General features: G+C 59.9%; 16 protein-coding genes. 7 read left to right on the forward strand and 9 right to left on the reverse strand.

What is annotated here, in order from left to right:
* Positions 1 to 3: 3 nt before the first annotated feature.
* From ACK83U_RS12710 to ACK83U_RS12720, 3 genes are all read left to right on the forward strand, one after another.
* Positions 4 to 879 carry a tetratricopeptide repeat protein gene (locus tag ACK83U_RS12710; RefSeq protein WP_112335161.1) on the forward strand — a complete coding sequence of 292 codons (876 nt, stop codon included), beginning with the start codon at positions 4 to 6 and terminating at the stop codon, positions 877 to 879.
* Positions 880 to 1,046: 167 nt separating this feature from the next.
* Positions 1,047 to 2,117 carry an NAD(P)/FAD-dependent oxidoreductase gene (locus ACK83U_RS12715; protein ID WP_112602844.1) on the forward strand — a complete coding sequence of 357 codons (1,071 nt, stop codon included), beginning with the start codon at positions 1,047 to 1,049 and terminating at the stop codon, positions 2,115 to 2,117.
* Positions 2,118 to 2,368: 251 nt separating this feature from the next.
* Complete coding sequence (locus tag ACK83U_RS12720) at positions 2,369 to 4,024, forward strand: sensor histidine kinase (RefSeq protein WP_112335301.1); 1,656 nt, start codon at positions 2,369 to 2,371, stop codon at positions 4,022 to 4,024.
* 138 nt (positions 4,025 to 4,162) lie between these two features.
* On the opposite strand, the gene ACK83U_RS12725 is transcribed toward ACK83U_RS12720, so the two are convergent.
* From ACK83U_RS12725 to ACK83U_RS12750, 6 genes are all read right to left on the reverse strand, one after another.
* Positions 4,163 to 5,557 carry an NAD(P)(+) transhydrogenase (Re/Si-specific) subunit beta gene (locus ACK83U_RS12725; protein ID WP_112603039.1) on the reverse strand — a complete coding sequence of 465 codons (1,395 nt, stop codon included), beginning with the start codon at positions 5,555 to 5,557 and terminating at the stop codon, positions 4,163 to 4,165.
* Positions 5,558 to 5,567: 10 nt separating this feature from the next.
* Positions 5,568 to 5,966 carry a proton-translocating transhydrogenase family protein gene (locus tag ACK83U_RS12730; protein ID WP_112602846.1) on the reverse strand — a complete coding sequence of 133 codons (399 nt, stop codon included), beginning with the start codon at positions 5,964 to 5,966 and terminating at the stop codon, positions 5,568 to 5,570.
* A gap of 1 nt (position 5,967) precedes the next feature.
* Positions 5,968 to 7,131 carry a Re/Si-specific NAD(P)(+) transhydrogenase subunit alpha gene (locus ACK83U_RS12735; RefSeq protein WP_112602848.1) on the reverse strand — a complete coding sequence of 388 codons (1,164 nt, stop codon included), beginning with the start codon at positions 7,129 to 7,131 and terminating at the stop codon, positions 5,968 to 5,970.
* 110 nt (positions 7,132 to 7,241) lie between these two features.
* Positions 7,242 to 7,466 (reverse strand): aa3-type cytochrome c oxidase subunit IV, encoded by a 225-nt coding sequence (locus tag ACK83U_RS12740; RefSeq protein ID WP_041677669.1) that lies wholly within the window; start codon positions 7,464 to 7,466, stop codon positions 7,242 to 7,244.
* 230 nt (positions 7,467 to 7,696) lie between these two features.
* The gene (locus ACK83U_RS12745; RefSeq protein ID WP_112602850.1) at positions 7,697 to 10,012 is read right to left on the reverse strand and encodes an EAL domain-containing protein; all 2,316 of its coding nucleotides are present in this window, start codon (positions 10,010 to 10,012) and stop codon (positions 7,697 to 7,699) included.
* A gap of 228 nt (positions 10,013 to 10,240) precedes the next feature.
* Positions 10,241 to 11,347, reverse strand: a complete 1,107-nt coding sequence (locus ACK83U_RS12750; protein WP_112602852.1) for a TRAP transporter substrate-binding protein — start codon at positions 11,345 to 11,347, stop codon at positions 10,241 to 10,243.
* 294 nt (positions 11,348 to 11,641) lie between these two features.
* Here ACK83U_RS12750 and ACK83U_RS12755 point away from each other — a divergent pair, with 294 nt between their 5' ends.
* Positions 11,642 to 12,430 carry a gamma-glutamyl-gamma-aminobutyrate hydrolase family protein gene (locus tag ACK83U_RS12755; protein ID WP_112602854.1) on the forward strand — a complete coding sequence of 263 codons (789 nt, stop codon included), beginning with the start codon at positions 11,642 to 11,644 and terminating at the stop codon, positions 12,428 to 12,430.
* Here ACK83U_RS12755 and ACK83U_RS12760 read toward each other — a convergent pair whose 3' ends face one another.
* The 3 genes from ACK83U_RS12760 to ACK83U_RS12770 form a co-directional block, all read right to left on the reverse strand.
* A complete protein-coding gene (locus tag ACK83U_RS12760; protein ID WP_112602856.1) occupies positions 12,431 to 13,399 on the reverse strand; it encodes a 2-hydroxyacid dehydrogenase in 969 nt (322 codons plus the stop codon).
* 42 nt (positions 13,400 to 13,441) lie between these two features.
* The gene (locus ACK83U_RS12765; protein WP_112335169.1) at positions 13,442 to 14,461 is read right to left on the reverse strand and encodes a LacI family DNA-binding transcriptional regulator; all 1,020 of its coding nucleotides are present in this window, start codon (positions 14,459 to 14,461) and stop codon (positions 13,442 to 13,444) included.
* A gap of 118 nt (positions 14,462 to 14,579) precedes the next feature.
* Positions 14,580 to 15,092: a MarR family winged helix-turn-helix transcriptional regulator gene (locus ACK83U_RS12770; RefSeq protein ID WP_112400693.1), complete on the reverse strand. Its 513-nt coding sequence runs from the start codon at positions 15,090 to 15,092 to the stop codon at positions 14,580 to 14,582.
* Between the two features lie 86 nt (positions 15,093 to 15,178).
* On the opposite strand from ACK83U_RS12770, the gene ACK83U_RS12775 reads away from it, so the two are divergent.
* The 3 genes from ACK83U_RS12775 to ACK83U_RS12785 all read left to right on the forward strand — a co-directional run bounded on the left by ACK83U_RS12775 (position 15,179) and on the right by ACK83U_RS12785 (position 18,194).
* Complete coding sequence (locus ACK83U_RS12775) at positions 15,179 to 15,970, forward strand: creatininase family protein (RefSeq protein ID WP_112602857.1); 792 nt, start codon at positions 15,179 to 15,181, stop codon at positions 15,968 to 15,970.
* 140 nt (positions 15,971 to 16,110) lie between these two features.
* Complete coding sequence (locus ACK83U_RS12780; protein ID WP_112602859.1) at positions 16,111 to 17,205, forward strand: CobW family GTP-binding protein; 1,095 nt, start codon at positions 16,111 to 16,113, stop codon at positions 17,203 to 17,205.
* Positions 17,205 to 18,194 carry a WD40 repeat domain-containing protein gene (locus tag ACK83U_RS12785; RefSeq protein WP_112602861.1) on the forward strand — a complete coding sequence of 330 codons (990 nt, stop codon included), beginning with the start codon at positions 17,205 to 17,207 and terminating at the stop codon, positions 18,192 to 18,194. Before ACK83U_RS12780 ends, ACK83U_RS12785 begins: the two co-directional genes overlap by 1 nt.
* Positions 18,195 to 18,215 lie beyond the last annotated feature (21 nt).

The following is an 18,215-nucleotide window of genomic DNA, read 5'->3' on the forward strand; positions in this document are numbered from 1 at the left end:
ATAATGGCAATGACGACTTCCGTAAAGTTCCGCACTTCGAACCTCTCTTTACCCGTTTCGAAGCGCGCCGCGGTGCTGCCTGCTTTGGCGATACTTGCCGCGATCAGCCTTTCCGGCTGCCAGACGGCTACGACAGATAATGTGATCCAGATCGACAAGGCTCAGGGCTCGTCCGAAAATATCGCCTCATTGACGTCAGTCATCAATGCCAATCCGCAGGATCCGGAAGGCTACAATGTGCGCGGCACGGCCTATGGCCGCGGCGGTGATTTCAACCGCGCCCTTGCCGACTTCAATCAAGCGATCCAGCTCAATCCGAAATTCTACCAGGCCTATGCCAACCGCGCGCTCATCTATCGCAACATGGGTAAGCTGCCGGAAGCGGTCGCGGACTATAATGCTGCGCTGCAGATCAACTCGAACTACGACGTCGCCTATATCGGCCGCGGCAACCTCTACCGTCAGTCCGGCCGCGACAACGACGCCTTCAACGATTATTCGAAGGCCATCAGCCTCGGGACGACGGACGGCCGCGCCTATAACGGCCGAGGCGTGATCTACCAGAAGCGCAATCAGCAGGATAAGGCGATCGACGATTTCTCCAAGGCGATCTCGCTGTCGCCGAACTCGCCGGAACCTTACAACAGCCGCGGCATCTCCTACCTTGCACAGAACGACGACGACAACGCGTTTGCCGATTTCAACCATGCGATCGAGCTGAACAACAAGCTCGCCGAATCCTGGGCAAACCAGGCATTCGTCTATGAGCGAAAAGGCGACAAGGCGAAAGCCCGCCGCTCCTATCAACACGCGGTCAACCTCGATCCCAACTATCAGCCGGCCAGAGACGGCCTGGCTCGCGTCGGCGCCGGCGCCTGACACGGGGCATATCGCAGTAAAGATATCCAGCCGCCGGCAATCCCTGCCCGGCGGCTTTTCTTTGCCCTGGTCTTCGATTTTGCGCATGTCGTTATCGCAAAAACCGCTGCCCACTTTTGCGCGACATGCTGTAGTCTCGGGCTCATCCGTTCAAGCGAGACAAAGACATGCCCTCCCCGCAGAAAATCATCGTCATCGGCGCCGGCATCATCGGGGCTTCCATCGCCTGGCATTTAAGCCGCAGGGGCGCATCGGTAACGGTGGTCGCACAGCAGACCGGCGGCGTTGCCACCCCGAACTCCTTCGCTTGGATCAATGCCAGCTGGGGCAATCCGGAATTCTACTTCCGTGTCCGTCATCGCTCGATGGCTGAGTGGTCGAGGCTGAAGGCAGATCTGCCTGACATCCCTCTATCCTGGTGCGGTGGCCTCAGCTGGGATCTTCCCGAGCCGGAGCTGGATGCCTATGCGGCGCAGCACCATGGCTGGGGCTATGGCATACAGCCGGTCAACCGGGCGACGGTTGCGATGTTCGAACCGAATCTGGCCAATCCGCCCGACTATGCTCTGCACGTCGCGGAAGAAGGCGCAGTCGAACCCGCTGCCGCCGCCAAACTGCTACTGGAAGATGCCCGCCGTCGGGGAGCGATCCTGTCATCCAGTGTCGAAGTCAAAGGTCTGCTGAGGCAGGGCGAGCGGATCGTCGGTATCGAAACGAGCGAAGGGCCGATGCACGCCGATCATGTCGTTCTGGCTGCCGGTGCAGGCGCGGCAGCACTTGCCGCCTCGGCGGATATTCTCGTGCCGCTTGAAACACCTCCGGGGCTCATCGTCCATTCCCGACCCGTAAGGAAAATGTTGAACGGCTTGGTGATGGCACCGGAACTGCATCTGCGCCAAACGGCAGAAGGACGAATCATAGCCGGCGGCGACTTCGGCGGCACCGATCCCGGCGATAATCCTCAAGCAGCTGCCGACGCGCTCTTCGCCAAGGTCAGAGCAGCATTGAAAGGCGGCGAGGCGCTGGAGCTCGATTTCCACACCGTCGGTTATCGCCCGACGCCGAAAGACGGCCTGCCGATCTTGGGTAGCACCGGTGCGGCACCCGGCCTCTACCTCGCAGTTCTGCATTCCGGCGTTACGCTCGCACCGCTCGTCGGCCTGCTCGCCGCGCAGGAAATCGTCGATGGCAGCGAAGCACACGAGCTTGCGCCGTTCCGGCTCTCTCGCTTTTCCTAGCTTGAGAATGAGGCGGTCAGCGCAACTGCAGGGATGCGTTGCCACAGTCGTAAATACCCGAGATCGCTTACGATTTCGCAATAATGACTTTTCAGATGTTGCAAGGAAAATTACCGAGCCCTAACATGGCGCTTCTGGAGCATGTAGCTCGGATCGGGGCACGGGGGCGCTTGGCATGATGACCAATACCATTCTATTTGCGTTTGCCGGCGCGTCGTATCCTCATCGAGGCACGATCGGTTGATCGCTTCATGAGAAAGCCGCATTTTCCGAAAGCGTCGATTGGTGCCTATCTGATCGCCATCGCTCTGGCGATTGCCTTGCCCATTCTCGCCTTCGTCGCGCTGCTTTTGGTTCAGCTCGAAAATAATGAGCGCGATGTGCTGAAGGGTGACACCGTTCAGGATGCGCAGGCGCTTTCGCGCGTCATCGATCGCCAATTGCAGGACATGGCGACGACATTGCGTCTCCTGTCTTCCTCGCCGGAACTCGAACGCAACGACATTGCCACCTTCTTCGCCCGCACGGAAACGGTCCTGCGCACCGATTCGCTCTTCGTGCTGCTCATGGAAAAGGATGGCCAGCTTCGGCTGAATACCCGCTGGCCGCTTGGAAAACCACTCGGCAAGACCGGTAACATCGCAGCGCTGCAATCGGCGCTGAACTCCGGGCGCATCGAGGCATCCGACGTCTTCATGGGGCCCAACGCCCGCCGTTGGGTCTACAACGTCACCCTGCCCCTCGAACATTCGCCAGCCGGCGCCGCTTTGGCTGTAACCCAGGATGCCGACGAGCTCGCCAAGCTCGTGACGACGCAAGCCCTGCCGCCCGGCTGGTCCGCGGCGGTTGTGGATAAATCCGGCCATGTCGTTGCCGCTGGTGGCCCGACGACCCTTGCTCCGGGAGACACGTTCAATAAGGATATTCTGCCGAAGCTGATCGCATCCAGCGGTGTCTACCAGGATGAAAAGACTCTCCCCAATGCGGTGCTCGGCTATGCCCAGATCTCCGGCTGGTCCTGGAAGGCCGTCGTCTGGGGACCGATAGCGTCCGCACAGCAGTCGCTGATGAGCACCTGGCGATTCCTGATCTATGGCGGGGTGACGCTGCTGCTGATCGCGCTGATCGCCGTCTATGCTCTGGCGCGCCAGGTGCGCACGACCATCCAGAGTATAGCCGACATGGCAGACCGCATGGGTAGAGGCGAAATAGTGTCGCCCGTTGACACCAGCGTTATCGAGGCAAACCAGGTGGCCGTTGCGCTTTCCAACGCATCCTTCGACCGCAGCGTCACGGAGGACCGGCTGCATTTCGTCATGCACGAGCTCGTCCACCGCACCAAGAATCTGTTGGCACTCGCCCAGGCAATGACGCGCCAGCTCGCACGGCAGGCGGACAGCGTCGATACATTCCAGCGGGCGGTCGCCGACCGCCTGGAAGGCCTGGCACGCTCGATCGAGGTCCTGACCAGCGAACAATGGTCCGGCGTGTCGCTGCGCCGCGTGATCGACATTCATCTCGCGACCTTCCTGCAGGGACCTCAACAGCTCGACGTCCTCGGCAACGACTTCCTCTTGAAGCCGGAAGCGGTGCAGAATCTCGGCCTGATCCTGCATGAGCTTGCCACCAATTCGGTCAAATATGGTGCGCTTTCTGCGCCGGAGGGCAAGATCACCATCGAATGGACGAATGAAGTCGCTGAAACTGGCACCATGATCCGCTTCGTCTGGAGCGAAACCGGCGGTCCCACAGTCAAACCGCCCAGCGTGACCGGCTTCGGCACCACCGTCACGAAAACCCATGCCGCGGCATCCTTCAGCGGCCATGTCGAGGTCGATTTCCGTCCGGCCGGACTTGTCTGGATACTGACTGCACCGCGCAACATGATGGAGCGTCAAAGGACCTAGAGCAACTCCAGGAAAAGTGCGCAGCGGTTTTCCGTCCGGAATTGCGAGACAACAAAGAGATAGAGCCGCACAGAGATTCCGTGAAAAGCTGAACCGCTCTAAGAGCGGAAACACCGCCCTTGCGGGTGCAGCGGCAGCCTACTCGTTCATTGCCTTGACGATGTCCTCGGTCACCTTCTTGGCGTCGCCCAGAAGCATCATCGTGCCATCCTTATAGAACAGCGTGTTGTCGATGCCGGCATAGCCGGAGCCCAGCGAACGCTTGACGAAGAGGCAGGTCTTCGCCTTGTCGACGTCGAGGATCGGCATGCCGTAGATCGGCGAGGTCTTGTCGTCTCGCGCCGCCGGATTGGTGACGTCGTTGGCGCCGATGACATAGGCGACATCGGCCTGGGCGAATTCCGAATTGATGTCCTCAAGCTCGAAGACTTCATCATAGGGCACGTTGGCTTCGGCGAGCAGCACGTTCATATGGCCCGGCATGCGGCCGGCAACGGGATGAATGGCATATTTGACCTCGACGCCATGTGCCTTCAGCCTATCAGCCATTTCGCGCAGCGCATGCTGGGCCTGCGCCACCGCCATGCCGTAACCGGGCACGATGATGACCTTGGAGGCATTCGCCATCAGATATGCGGCATCCTCGGCCGAGCCGAGCTTCACGGTCTTGTCGGAATTATCAGCTCCGCCCGAGGCCGTCTCGCCGCCGAAACCACCGAGAATGACGGAGATGAAAGAGCGGTTCATGCCCTTGCACATGATGTAGGACAGGATCGCACCCGAGGATCCCACAAGCGCGCCGGTGATGATGAGCGCGAGATTACCGAGCGTGAAGCCGATACCGGCCGCCGCCCAGCCGGAATAGGAATTCAGCATCGACACGACGACGGGCATATCGGCGCCGCCGATCGGCACGATCAGAAGTATGCCCAGCGCCAGCGACAGCAGCACGACAGCCCAAAAAGCGAAATGGCTCTCGCTCGCCGCCAGGCTGATGATGAAGAACACGATGAGTACGAGCAGAGCAGCATTGATGACATGCCGGTTCGGCAGCAGGATCGGCTTGCCGGACATGCGCCCGTCGAGTTTCAGGAAGGCGATGATCGAGCCGGTGAAGGTCAGCGCGCCGATCGCTACGCCGATCGCCATCTCGATGCGAGCCTCGGTGTGAATGTACCCGATCTCGCCGATGCCGAAGGAGGATGGCGTATAGAGCGCCGAAGCAGCGACGAGGACAGCCGCAAGACCGACCAGCGAATGGAAACCTGCCACGAGCTGCGGCATCGAGGTCATCGGAATGACGCGCGCTATATAGGCGCCCGCACCGCCGCCGATGGCAAGGCCAAGGATGATCAGCACGAAGCCGCCGAAGGATGGCGTCGCCAGCACAAGCGTGGTGGCAATGGCGATGCCCATGCCGATCATACCGTAGAGATTGCCGCGCCGGCTGGTGGCCGGATGCGACAGGCCGCGCAGCGCCAGGATGAAGAGCACACCGGAGACGAGATAGAGGAAAGCCGCGATATTGCTCAGCATGCCGCCCTCACTTGTCCTTCTTCTTGTACATCGCCAGCATGCGCTGGGTGACAAGGAAGCCGCCGACGATATTGACCGAGACGAGAACCAGCGCCACAAAACCGAAGCCCGTGGCAAGGCCGCTCGCCGATATGCCTACAGCCAGCAGCGCACCGACGACGATGACCGAGGAGATGGCGTTCGTGACCGCCATCAGCGGCGTATGCAGGGCCGGCGTCACCGACCATACGACATAGTAGCCGACGAAGATCGCCAGCACGAAAATCGCGAACTGGAAGACGAAGGGATCGATTGCCCCGCCTGTTGCCGCGCTCACAGTCTCCGGGGCCTGCGCTGCGGCGGTCGTGACGGCGTTAACGGCATCATGCAATCGCTGCAGTGCCTGATCCATCGCTTGACTGGCCATCTCAGAGATCTCCCTTCTTGATCGTCGGCTGGTCGGGATCGACGAAGTTCGGGTTCACGACCTCGCCGCCATCGGTCAGCATCGTCGCCTTGATCAGCTCATCGGTCCGGTTGACGGCGAGGCTCTTCGTATCCTTGTCGACCATCGTCTCCAGAAAGGTCACGAGGTTCTTCGCATAGAGAGCCGATGCGCTGGCCGCGATCCGGCCGGCCATGTTGGGATAGCCGACCACGCGGACGCCTTCGACCTCGGCGACCTTGCCATACTCAGCGCCTTCGATATTGCCGCCGCGTTCGACCGCGAGGTCGACGGCCACGGCGCCGGGACGCATCGCCTTCAGCATGTCGCGGCTGATAAGGCGCGGCGCCGGCCGTCCGGGGATGAGCGCAGTGGTAATGATGATGTCCTGTTTGGCGATATGATCGGCGACGAGAGCTGCCTGCTTGGCTTGATACTCCTTCGACATTTCCTTGGCATAGCCGCCGGCGGTCTCCGCCGCCTTGAATTCCTCGTCCTCGACGGCAATGAATTTTGCTCCGAGCGAGGCGACCTGTTCCTTCGCAGCCGGACGAACGTCGGTCGCCGAGACCTGTGCGCCGAGACGCCGCGCGGTCGCGATCGCCTGCAGGCCGGCAACCCCTGCCCCCATGACGAACACTTTCGCCGCCGGCACCGTCCCCGCCGCCGTCATCATCATCGGCAGCGCCCGATCATAGACGGCAGCAGCCTCGATCACGGCCTGATAGCCGGCGAGGTTTGCCTGCGAAGAGAGAACGTCCATCGACTGTGCACGGGTGATGCGCGGCATCAACTCCATGGCGAAACTCGTCAGCTCGCGACGCGCCATCTCGGCAAGCGCTGCCTCATTGCCATAAGGATCCATGATGGCGATGACGATGGCGCCGTTCTTGTAACCGGAAATCTCCTTGCTCGTCGGCCGTCTGACCTTGAGCACAACATCGGCGGCCTTCGCATCCTTGATGGAGCCGATCCGCGCACCGACGGCTTCATATTCGGCATCCGGGATGCGCGAAAACCCACCCGCGCCGGCTTCGATCACGACATCGAAACCGAGGCTCCGCATCTTCTTTACCGTTTCAACGGACGCCGCAACACGCGTCTCCTCCGCCACGCTTTCCTTGGCCACGAAAACCAGATTGCTCAATGACGACACCTCGCATCAGACGGCGCCGCTCCTGGATGCGGCGGCGCTGTAGCCTGCAGAATCACGGGAAAGCGCGGGAGATCGGCCCGCCATCTGTCAGCGCTGTTATATCAGCGCAACAGGACGACGCTGGCGATGGTCAGAACGATGAATATGAGGACGCCGCCGAGAAAGCCGGCATGGCCAAAGAAACCGGCCGCCATGGCGATCAACAATGCGGCAACGATCGCAGACCCGACCTTGGCGCCCGAGATGAAAAGATTGTAGGTCTTCTCATGCTCCTTGTAGTCCATGGGAGCACCCACTTCAGCAGGTCCAGTGTGATGTTCGGCCATTCAGAAATCTCCCCTCAATCCTCTCCCCGACAGATGATCTAGACTGCCAGCCGGGGTTCATCCTCAAAAGTTGCAATATCTTGTAAGAGAGATGTCGCAACCAATTTTCCTCTACCGAGGCGTTACACAAAGCGAGGAAAAATGCAATGCACGAGAAGGTCGCAGATGGCGCAGGCCGATCGAATTGCCGGAGGATTCCAAATGCCTGCGGACCACAGCGCCGCCGCCGGCTATCGGACGACCTCGGGCGAGAAGAGCCTGCCGGTTCCCAGCTGCCGTCTGTCGAGGCTGGCGACCTTCTCGGCGACTTGCTCTGGGGCTATCGGAGGGGAAAATACATAGCCCTGGATGATATCCGCCAGGTTTCGCTCGACGACCAACGCCAGCTGCTCCAGCGTCTCGACACCTTCGATCACGACATGCAGGCTGAGGGCGCGGGAGAGATCGACGATGCCGCATAGCAGCTTGAAACGTCGGCTGTCCGTCGTGATGTCGCGAACGAAAGACCGGTCGATCTTCACGACATCCACCGGCAGCGTATCGAGGTAACTGAGGCTGGAAAATCCCGTTCCGAAATCGTCGATCGCAATCGTGATGCCCCTAGCCCGGAAATCCGCGAGAATGGAGCGTACGGTTATTACCTCGTCCATCAGGCAGCTTTCGGTAACTTCGAGATGAAGGCGGGAGGGCTCAAGTCCCGACGTCTCGAGCGCCGCGATCACGATTTTGACAATCTCGTCATTGCGCAGATCCTGCGCCGAGAGATTGACTGAAACGGCGAGTGGCGCCGGCCATGAAGCACAATCTTTGCAGGCCTGGTCGACCATGAAGCGCGTGATGCCGGCAACAATGCTCATCTCCTCGGCAAGCTGTACGAAAAGATCGGGCGGAATCGAGCCCTTTTCCGGGTGAATCCAGCGCGCGAGCGCCTCGCAGCATTCGATGCGGGAGCCATCCGGCGTGTACATCGGTTGGTAGACGGCTTGAAGCCTGCCGGCCTCCACCGCCTCGCGCAGGTCGTCCTTCAGCGTCTGCCGCTCGACATAGCGTGCGTCCATCTCCTGCTCGAAGGCACTGCAGCCGCCCTTCATCCGTGATTTTGCCTCGAAGAGCGCGAGATCGACCTTGATCTGCCACTCCTCTGGGCGAAATTCCCGGCCGGGCATGGTCATATACCCGCCACTGACGGAAACCCGAAAGCTGCTGTCCTCCGCATCATAGGTGCCGGCCATTGCCGCATGCAGGGCGCGGACGCGGCCATCGATATCCGGAACATCGTCCTCATTCGGAAAGAACAGCACGAATTGATCGCCGACGAGACGAGCGACAAGCGCTGTCGTGCCGGCAAGCGCCTTCAAACGCTCGGCTACGGCAACCAGCAGACGGTCCCCGGCAACATGCCCCTTGGTATCGTTGACATGCTTGAAATCGTCGATATCCAGAACAAGGATGCCGATGCGGCTTTCCCGATTGCGCGCAGCCAGCTTTTCCTTGACCTGGTCCACGAAATATTCACGGTTCGGTAGCCCGGTCAAAGGGTCGTACCGCACCATATGCAGGATCTTGCGTTCAGCGCGAATACGCACCGTCACGTCTTCAAAGATCAGGATGACGATCCCATCGGCACGCCGGCTGGCCGAAAATTCCAGAAACTGATCCTCATTGAATTGAATGAGGGTTCGGGAAAGCGTGCCGCTGACGAGTTGGGCCAACTGCCGCTGAATGAGCCCGGGAAGCGATCCGTCGATGAAGGCGTGACGGGCGCCATAACGTAGAACGACGTCGAATTCGCAGTCTTTGAGCCGCTGCGGATCGGCAAAATTGAGGAGCTCGCAGGCTTTGCGATTGACGATCAGAATCCTGTTCTGGGCGTCCAGCATGAACAGCCCGTGGGGCATGTTGTTGAGCGCGGTGTCGAACCTGTCGGCCATCAACGATATCTCGCGGGAGGCGACAATGTTCCTGTAGAGGAATTCGCGCATGCCCTTTGCCATCGCACGCGTCGTCAGCCCGAACGGGATGAGCATGAGGGAGGCGACTCCCTTGTAGAGTTCCTGCGACAGCAGGCAGGCGATGACGATCGGCACGCAGCAGGCCAGAATCTGAAGATCGACCGCACGAGGTGAGCCGTAGTTACGGCCGACGATCGACACCATGGACGCCATGGTGACGGCGACGCAGATGAATTCCGCCAGTGGATCGCGCAGGATGAGGATGGCATAGCCGCTTCCGATGCCAAGAATGGCGGCGGTGGCCGCGGCGCCTACGACATAACGTGTTTCCCAGCTGGCTATATCGGCGCGCGTAAAGCCATTCTTGTCGGCTGCGTCGAATTGCCGGAAAAAATTAATCCGTAAGCCGAAGACGACGGCAAACGCCACGCAAAAGGCCAGATAGATGCCGGCATATGTGCTCAGAAAAACGAGGACATATATGAGGATATGAACGAATACGCCTGTAACGAGCGTTTTCCGGTTTCCGAAAAGCGAACTGACAAACGACAGATAAATATCCGTCGGCACGGTGTCCGGGCTTGGAGGCTTCATTCAGACTTCCCCTGATGCGGCGGACACCGTAGTGGAAACCCTTTAAAATTTACTTGCCCGAACTGGGCCCGTCCGGAAAGATTTTCCCCTCAAAGCGGCAGTTTAAATGGAAGCTCGACTGTGCCCAGCATCGCGCTGGCATAATGATTCTCGGTACACGTTCACGTTGATATGATGTTAGATCACTAATAAAGGAACGGTATATCGCCGAAGAATTATGAAATACAATTACAACTTGCCTGCCCGCTGTTGGATCATCATGAAGGTATCGAAGGTATACTCGGAAAGCTGCATCCACAGATAGGCATCCTTCTTATAGACGACCTGGTCCTCATAAATACGCTTGAAATAATCGTTGGATTTCGAGAGATCGGCATAGAGCGCGCCGGCTGCCTGGAAACAGGCTTCCATGATCTCCTGGCTGAAGGGCCTGAGCGTCACGCCTTGTGTCACGATTTCCTTCAGCGCCTGCGGATTTTTGACGTCGTATTTCGCCAGCATGTTGGTGTTGGCGAAGGCGCATGCATCGCCGAGAATTGTCTGGTAAGGCTTCGGCAGGGCATTCCATTTTTCCAGGTTGAAAAAGGCATGCACCACGGCGCCGCCCTCCCACCAGCCAGGATAATAATAATACTTCGCGATCTTTTGCAGCCCGAGCTTCAGGTCGTCATAGGGTCCGACCCATTCGGCTGCATCGACGGTGCCCTTGTTCAGCGCGTCGTAGACACCGTTGACCGCGATATCCTGCTGCGGCACGACGCCGATCTTCTCGATCACCTTGCCGGCCAGACCGGCAATGCGCATTTTCAGACCCTTGAGATCGTCGAGCGTATTGATTTCCTTGCGAAACCAGCCGCCCATCTGCGCGCCGGTGTTGCCTGCAGGAAGCCCCAAGATGCCCTGTGTGGCATAGAATTCGTTCATCAGCTTGTTGCCGTTGCCCTGGTAGAACCAGGCGTTGGTCAGCCGGGCATTGAGGCCGAAGGGCAGCGCGGTGCCGATGGCATAGGTCGGATCCTTTTGCCAGAAATAATAGGAGCAAGTGTGCGCGGCATCGACGGCGCCGGCGCTGACCGCATCGGCCGCCTGTGCGCCGGGAATGATCTCCCCGGCCTCATAGGTCTGGATGAGGAAATTGCCGTTGGTCGCGTCTGAAACATGCGCGGCAATATCCTCCGCGCCGCCATAGATCGTGTCCAGGCTCTTGGGGAAGGAGGAGGTCATCTTCCAGGTGATCTTCGGATATTCCTGGGCAAGGGCCGGGGTCGCAAGCGCAGAAGCGGCGGCACCTGCGCCAACGGCTCCTGCCCGCCTGATGAAGGAACGGCGATCCATCGAATTCTCCCATACGGACGGCATTGCTGAGGAGCGGCACGCTCCCCGTCACGGCGCAAGCGATGGAACTAACCACGCCGCACCCAGTCTTTCAAGTTAGCTCTCTTACACCGCATTATGGCGATTCCTGTACATCCGCATGACGAGGGGAAACAAAGCCTTATGGACGCCGCTGCACGTTGCTGCCTGCGCCGACTTCGCGTAGATTCGTGACATGGATAACATGCCTTTGGATTGACATCATGATCGTCCAGAGGTCCAACGAACAAATGTCTGCAGCCTTCGGAGCCTAGCATGCCCAGACCGATCATCGCCATTCCCGCCGATATCCGCGAGTTCGATGGCACCAGCTGGCATGCGGTGCAGCTGCAATATGTACGCGCTGCCGTGAAGGCTGCGGGATTGATGGCGCTGATCGTTCCCGCGCTGGAGGACGGCAACGAGGCGGACGCCATTCTCGACCGGGTGGACGGGCTGCTCGTTTCCGGTTCGGCGACCAATGTGCATCCGTCTCTCTATGGAAAAGAAGCAACGGACAGCGATGGCCCTTTCGACCCGGCGCGCGATGCGACATCGCTGCCGCTCATCCGCCGCGCGATCGACCGCGCCATTCCGATGCTCGCCATCTGCCGCGGCATTCAGGAGCTGAACGTCGCGCTTGGCGGCACGCTGGCAAGCGAAATCCAGGAACAGCCGGGCATCTGGGATCACCGCAGGCCGCCGAACGTCGATCGCGATACCATGTATTCGATCCGCCAGAGCGTTTTCGTCAAGGAAGGCTCCTGCATCGCCCGCGTCGTTGGGTCGGGTGAAGTGCGTGTCAATTCGCTGCATCGCCAGGCGATTGCCGATACGGCGCCTAGACTGCAGGTGGAAGCGCTGGCTGAGGACGGCACGATCGAGGCTGTCTCCGTCATTGGCGCCAAGGCCTTTGCCGTCGGCGTACAATGGCACCCGGAATATTGGGCCGAGACGGATTCCTCATCATTGAAGCTCTTCACCGCCTTCGGCGATGCGGTGCGCGACTATGCTGCGAGCAAGGAGCGACCTGCGGCCGCTCCGTATCAGCAAAAAGCCGTCTGATCAGCCGCGCGGTTTGACCGGCGTTTCCGGCACCGGCGTCACAGGCTCACCCCTAGCGAACCATTCGATGACGTTGTCAGCAACAAGATCGGCCATGGCATCGCGCGTCGGCACCGAGGCCGAGGCCACATGCGGCAGCAGCGAAACATTGGTCAGCGAGAGATATCCGGCTGGGACATTCGGTTCGTCGTAGAAGACGTCGAGACCGGCAGCACCAAGTGTTCCATTGCCGAGGGCCGTTATCAGCGCGTCGTCATCGACGGACCAGCCGCGGCCGACATTGATGAACACGCCCTGCGGCCCAAGCGCCGAGAGGATGTCCGCATTGATGACCTTGTGCGTCTCCGGCGTCTTCGGCACGATCGAAATCAGCGTGTCCACCGACTGCGCCATCTCCAGCAGCGTTGGATAGTAGTCATAGGGCAGCGAATCGCGCGGCGTGCGGGTGTGATAGCCGATCTTCACCTTGAACGGCTCCAGCCTTCTCGCGATTTCCAGGCCGATGCGGCCAAGACCGTTGATGCCGATGCGGCGTCCTTTCATGGAAAAAGGCGACAGCGGAAACGCCCCTTCCCTCGTCCAGCGCCCCTCGCGCAGCCAGGTCTCCGCCTTCGGAAACTGCCGCAGCGTGTTCAGGAGCAAGGCGATCGCGGTATCGGCGACCTCGTCGTTCAGGACGTCAGGCGTATTGGTAACGACGATCCCCTTCGAGGCGGCGTGCTTGACGTCTACGCCATCATAGCCGACGCCGAAATTGGCGATGACTTCGACATTCGGAAAGGCATCGATCCAGCCGGCATCGAAGCTGCCTGCAACGGCAACGCCGCGTATGCGGGCCGCGGTTTCCGCATCAACCTTCGGACCGCCATCGCGTTCGACGGAAACGATATCGAACTGGTTTCCGAGCCTTTCGAGGACACGCGGGTGTATCTTCCCCGGAACGAGGACGGCGATGCGACTATCGGACATGGATTCTTTCCTCTTGAGAGACAGTTCGGCGCCGAACCGCTGCTAGCGAGCTTTATAAGGCGCCGTCGATTGGCGGATGCGCATTTCCGGCTTGATCAGATGAATCCCGTCCGGTTCATGGCTTCCCGCCAGCCTATCCAAAAGCGCGCGCGCTGCAAGCCTTCCGACCTCGGCCTGACCGTTCCAGACCGTGGTCAGCGCCGGCGTTGCGATCGCCGCCTCCTCCAGATCGTCGTAGCCGGTGACCGAAATGTCTCGCCCGGGAACGAGGCCAGCGCGCGAAATGCCGTTCATGAGACCGATGGCGACCAGGTCATTCCAGCAGACGGCCGCCGTCGGCTTCTGCGGCAGCGACAGGAAATGCACCGCCGCCTCGAAGCCGCCCTGCTTGGAACGTGCGCCGGGAATACGCAGATTGGGATCGACCTCGATGGCCGCCTTGCGCAGCGCATTCACATAGCCCTGATAGCGGTCGCGCCCCGTCGAAGTCTGATCGGTGCCGCCGATCATCGCTATGGAGCGGTGGCCAAGGCTGATCAGGTGATTGGTCGCAAGGGAGATCCCGTAGCTGTCGTCACCGCGAAAGGTCGGCAGATCCAGCGCCTCGATCTGTCGCGCGACGAGGATGGCCGGCATGCCGTTTTCTTCCGCCAGCTCGAAATCTTCCGGCGGCGTCCCGATTGCCGGCGACATGATGACGCCGTCGCCACCGAGCTGCAGCAGTGTCTCGATGAAGGTCCGCTGCTTTTCGACGGAATCATAGTGATTGGAAAGGATGAAGGTGTGGCGGCTGCGATCGAGCTCGCTTTCGATCGCCTTCAGGATTTCCCCGTAGAAGGGGTTCATGATGTCATGAACAACGACACCGATGATGCCCGATCGGGATGTCCTCAGGCTCGCCGCGCGGCGATTGTAGATATAGCCCAGCGCGCGGGCCTGATCCTTGATCTTCTCGCGGGTATTGACCGCAACCAATGGGCTGTCGCGTAAGGCCAGAGATACCGTTGCCGTTGAAATGCCCAGCGTTTCCGCAATTGTAGAAAGCTTTATCTTTTGCGCCACGCGCGCCCTCCCCGTGAAACGCAGCCGTAACATATCCCGTTCGTTTTACGATTCCGGAATTTAAAATCTTTAATTAAAAGCTTTAATCACGCCGCGCAACACGAATTCTCGAGGATTCTCAGAATTCGTCTTCATCCTCGCCATCGTCGCCGGCCTGGAGATTATGCTCGATCGTCTTAAGCAGGCGCACAAGCGAGCGGATGTCTTTTTCCGAGAAGCCGCGTGTCGCAAGCTCATCACAGCTTGCCGCCGAACTTTCGATCTCGCTGACGCTGTTTCGCCCTGCTTCCGTCAGATAGACCTTGGTCAGGCGGGCATCGTCGGCATCCGGCCGCCGTTCGACAAAGCCTTGCGCCTCCATGCGGCCAATCGTGCGCGTCATCGTCGGCGCCTTGACGCCGAGCTTCTGGGCCAGCGTACCGGCCGGAAGACCATCGCTTGCCGCGAGCGCAAGAATGACACCGTCCTGTCCGGCATAGAGGCCGCTCGCCGTCAGGCTGCGCGTTATCACCGTGCGCATGGACCGCGCCGCCTGCGTCAAGGCCGGCGACAGATCGGCAAGCGTGTAGTCCCGGTGATCCTTCTTCTTACCTGACTTACTTTTCTTCCCGACCTTGTTCTTTTTGCCCATCGTGATTCCGTTGACCTTTTCGCCGCTAAGTCATCACGCTATGACATTGCGCAGGTTACTGACATAAACAAGAGGTACATCCTCAGATGGCGCATCCTTTGCCATGTTTCGATGACAATGATGAAACATTGACGCCCGAAGAGCGAAGAAAATGGATCGCCGTACTGCCACTTGGCGCCTATGAGCAACACGGCCCACATTTGCCGTTCGAAACCGACGCGCTCATCGCGGGAGGAATCGTGTCGCGTCTCAAGGTTGCCTTGCCCGCAAACCTGCCGGTCACCTTTCTCGCCGTCGAGCCGGTTGGCTATTCCATCGAGCATATGGATGTCGTCGGTACGCGGACGTTGGCTTTTGACGAAGCTGTTCGGCGGTGGCTCGGCATTGCCGAGAAGATGAACAATCTCGGCATTCGTAAATTCGTCATGCTGAACGCCCATGGCGGCAACTCGCCGCTGATGACCCTCGTGGCGACGGAAGCGCGCGTGCGCTTCGACATGCTGGCGGTCGCCACCAGCTGGACGCGTTTCGGCGTGCCGGATGGGCTGATCTCGCCGGACGACAAGGCCATCGACATTCACGGCGGCGATATCGAGACATCGGTCATGCTCGCCCTCCATCCGGAGAAGGTGGACATGTTGAAGACGGCGAATTTCCCATCGCGCCAATCCGAGTTTATCAAGGGCTTCAAACATCTGCGCGCCTACGGCCCTCACGCTTTCGGCTGGAAAATGTCCGATCTGAGCGCACGAGGCGTCGCCGGCAATGCCGGCGTCGCAACGGCGGAGAAGGGTGAACGGCTGATCTCGCACGCTGTCAAAGGTCTCGTCGAACTGCTTGAAGATGTCGACCGCTTCGATGTGTCGACGCTGTCGTGACTATGCGGTCAAATCGCCTCTCCGCAATCCAATGTGATCTTATAACATACAAAAGCCTTTGAACTGACGTCTCCAACTCCTTATATGGAACCCGACCAATATCTGCTCCCCGGGGCAACCTTCCATATTTCGAGGCTCCCATGACCGAAACAGCCACGCAAAAGCCCGTTCCCGTCACCGTTCTCACCGGCTATCTCGGCGCCGGCAAGACGACGCTGCTGAACCGCATCCTTTCGGAAAATCACGGCAAGAAATACGCCGTCATCGTCAACGAATTCGGTGAGATCGGCATCGACAACGACCTGATCGTCGAGTCGGACGAAGAAATCTACGAAATGAACAATGGCTGCGTCTGCTGCACCGTTCGCGGCGACCTGATCCGCGTCGTCGAAGGCCTGATGCGCCGTCCCGACCGCTTTGACGGCATCATCGTCGAAACGACAGGCCTTGCCGATCCGGTTCCCGTCGCCCAGACCTTCTTCATGGATGACGATGTCCGCGCCAAGACCGAGCTTGATGCCGTCGTCGCGCTCGTCGATGCCAAGCATCTGCCGCTGCGACTGAAGGACAGCCGCGAAGCCGAAGACCAGATCGCCTTTGCCGACGTCGTCGTCATCAACAAGTCGGATCTCGTAACGCCGGAAGAGCTGGCCCAGATCGAGGACATCGTCCACGCGATCAACCCGGCCGCCCGCGTCTACAAGACGACCCGCTCCGGCGTCGATCTTGCCCGCGTCCTGAACCAGGGCGCCTTCAACCTGGAACGCGCGCTCGAGAACGACCCGCATTTCCTCGAGCACGGCCATGAGGATCATGTCTGCGGCCCGGATTGCGATCATGATCACCACCACCATCATGATCATGACCACGATCATCATCACCACGATCACGATCACGACCATCATCACCACCACGCGCCTTCGCCGATCCACGACGTCACCGTTCAGTCGGTTTCGCTGCGCGGCGGCGAGATGAATGCCGAGCGCTTCTTCCCCTGGATCCAGAAGGTCACACAGACGCAAGGCCCGAATATCCTCCGCCTCAAGGGCATCATCGCCTTCAAGGACGATCCGGAACGCTACGTCGTCCAGGGCGTGCACATGATCATCGAAGGCGATCATCAGCGCGCCTGGAAAGACGGCGAGAAGCATGAAAGCCGCCTGGTGTTCATCGGCCGCGAGCTCGACCGAGAAAAACTGGAAGCCAGCTTCAAGGCGTGCGAGGCGTCCGCCTGATGCCGACTGTTGCTCCGCTTGATATCGACGGCCACGTTCTGGCCGTCGAATTTTTAGGTGATACCCCCTTCTTCGCCAGCGCTGCCGGCGCAGTCCATCGCCTGGAAGGCGGGGAGAAGATCACCGAAGCTCATCATGGGATGCTGACCTGCATCCGCGATCCCTATAGCGAGAGCCTGATTTCCGGCGGCGAGGACGGCAAGGTCCTGCGGATCGCCTCCGATGGCAACACGACGGTACTGGCCGAAGCGCCGCGCAAATGGATCAGCCAGCTGGCAGCCGGCCCGCAAGGCGCCGTCGCCTATTCCTATGGCAAGAGCACCTTCGTACGGCTCTCCGACGGGACGACGAAAGAGTTCCCGGAAGAACGCACCGTCGAAGGCATCGCCTTCGCTCCCAAGGGCCTGCGTATCGCCGTCGCCCGCTATAACGGCGTATCCCTTCATTGGGTGGGCATGAGCGCGCCGCCGGTCAATCTCGAATGGAAGGGTGCCCACACCAGCGTCACCTTCTCGCCGGATGGCCAGTTCATCGTCACGACCATGCAGGAAAATGCCCTGCACGGCTGGAAGATGGATGCGAAGCCGGGTGCCGAAGCCCGCCATATGCGCATGACCGGCTATCCCGCCAAGGTGAAGTCGCTCTCCTGGTCCAACAAGGGCAAATGGCTTGCCTCCTCCGGCGCGCCAGCCGCTATCGTCTGGCCCTTCCAGGGCAAGGATGGCCCGATGGGCAAGGCGCCGCTGGAGCTCGGCACACGCGCCAACATCATGGCGACCTCGGTGAAATTCCATCCCGTCGAGGATATTCTCGCCATCGGCTTCATCGACGGCATGATCCTCGCGGTCCGCATCGGCGACGCCAAGGAAGCGCTTCTGCGCCGGCCCGGCAAGGGTGCGATCACATCGATGAGTTGGAGCAAGTCCGGCAAGTTGCTCGCCTTTGCCTCCGAAGCCGGCGACTGCGGCGTCGTGGACATTTCCGGTTAAAGCGATTCCAGGAAAACTGCG

Source organism: Rhizobium sp. WW22, assembly GCF_047041135.1.
GTDB lineage: Bacteria > Pseudomonadota > Alphaproteobacteria > Rhizobiales > Rhizobiaceae > Rhizobium.

What these genes read in the sequence shown, in the direction of transcription:
- ACK83U_RS12720 (WP_112335301.1), top strand. Translation starts at nt 2,369, where the DNA reads ATGAGAAAGCCGCATTTTCCGAAAGCGTCGATTGGTGCCTATCTGATC.
- ACK83U_RS12745 (WP_112602850.1), bottom strand. Translation starts at nt 10,012, where the DNA reads ATGAAGCCTCCAAGCCCGGACACCGTGCCGACGGATATTTATCTGTCG.
- ACK83U_RS12740 (WP_041677669.1), bottom strand. Translation starts at nt 7,466, where the DNA reads ATGGCCGAACATCACACTGGACCTGCTGAAGTGGGTGCTCCCATGGAC.
- ACK83U_RS12730 (WP_112602846.1), bottom strand. Translation starts at nt 5,966, where the DNA reads ATGGCCAGTCAAGCGATGGATCAGGCACTGCAGCGATTGCATGATGCC.
- ACK83U_RS12715 (WP_112602844.1), top strand. Translation starts at nt 1,047, where the DNA reads ATGCCCTCCCCGCAGAAAATCATCGTCATCGGCGCCGGCATCATCGGG.
- ACK83U_RS12770 (WP_112400693.1), bottom strand. Translation starts at nt 15,092, where the DNA reads ATGGGCAAAAAGAACAAGGTCGGGAAGAAAAGTAAGTCAGGTAAGAAG.
- ACK83U_RS12755 (WP_112602854.1), top strand. Translation starts at nt 11,642, where the DNA reads ATGCCCAGACCGATCATCGCCATTCCCGCCGATATCCGCGAGTTCGAT.
- ACK83U_RS12760 (WP_112602856.1), bottom strand. Translation starts at nt 13,399, where the DNA reads ATGTCCGATAGTCGCATCGCCGTCCTCGTTCCGGGGAAGATACACCCG.
- ACK83U_RS12750 (WP_112602852.1), bottom strand. Translation starts at nt 11,347, where the DNA reads ATGGATCGCCGTTCCTTCATCAGGCGGGCAGGAGCCGTTGGCGCAGGT.
- ACK83U_RS12710 (WP_112335161.1), top strand. Translation starts at nt 4, where the DNA reads ATGGCAATGACGACTTCCGTAAAGTTCCGCACTTCGAACCTCTCTTTA.
- ACK83U_RS12780 (WP_112602859.1), top strand. Translation starts at nt 16,111, where the DNA reads ATGACCGAAACAGCCACGCAAAAGCCCGTTCCCGTCACCGTTCTCACC.
- ACK83U_RS12785 (WP_112602861.1), top strand. Translation starts at nt 17,205, where the DNA reads ATGCCGACTGTTGCTCCGCTTGATATCGACGGCCACGTTCTGGCCGTC.
- ACK83U_RS12775 (WP_112602857.1), top strand. Translation starts at nt 15,179, where the DNA reads ATGGCGCATCCTTTGCCATGTTTCGATGACAATGATGAAACATTGACG.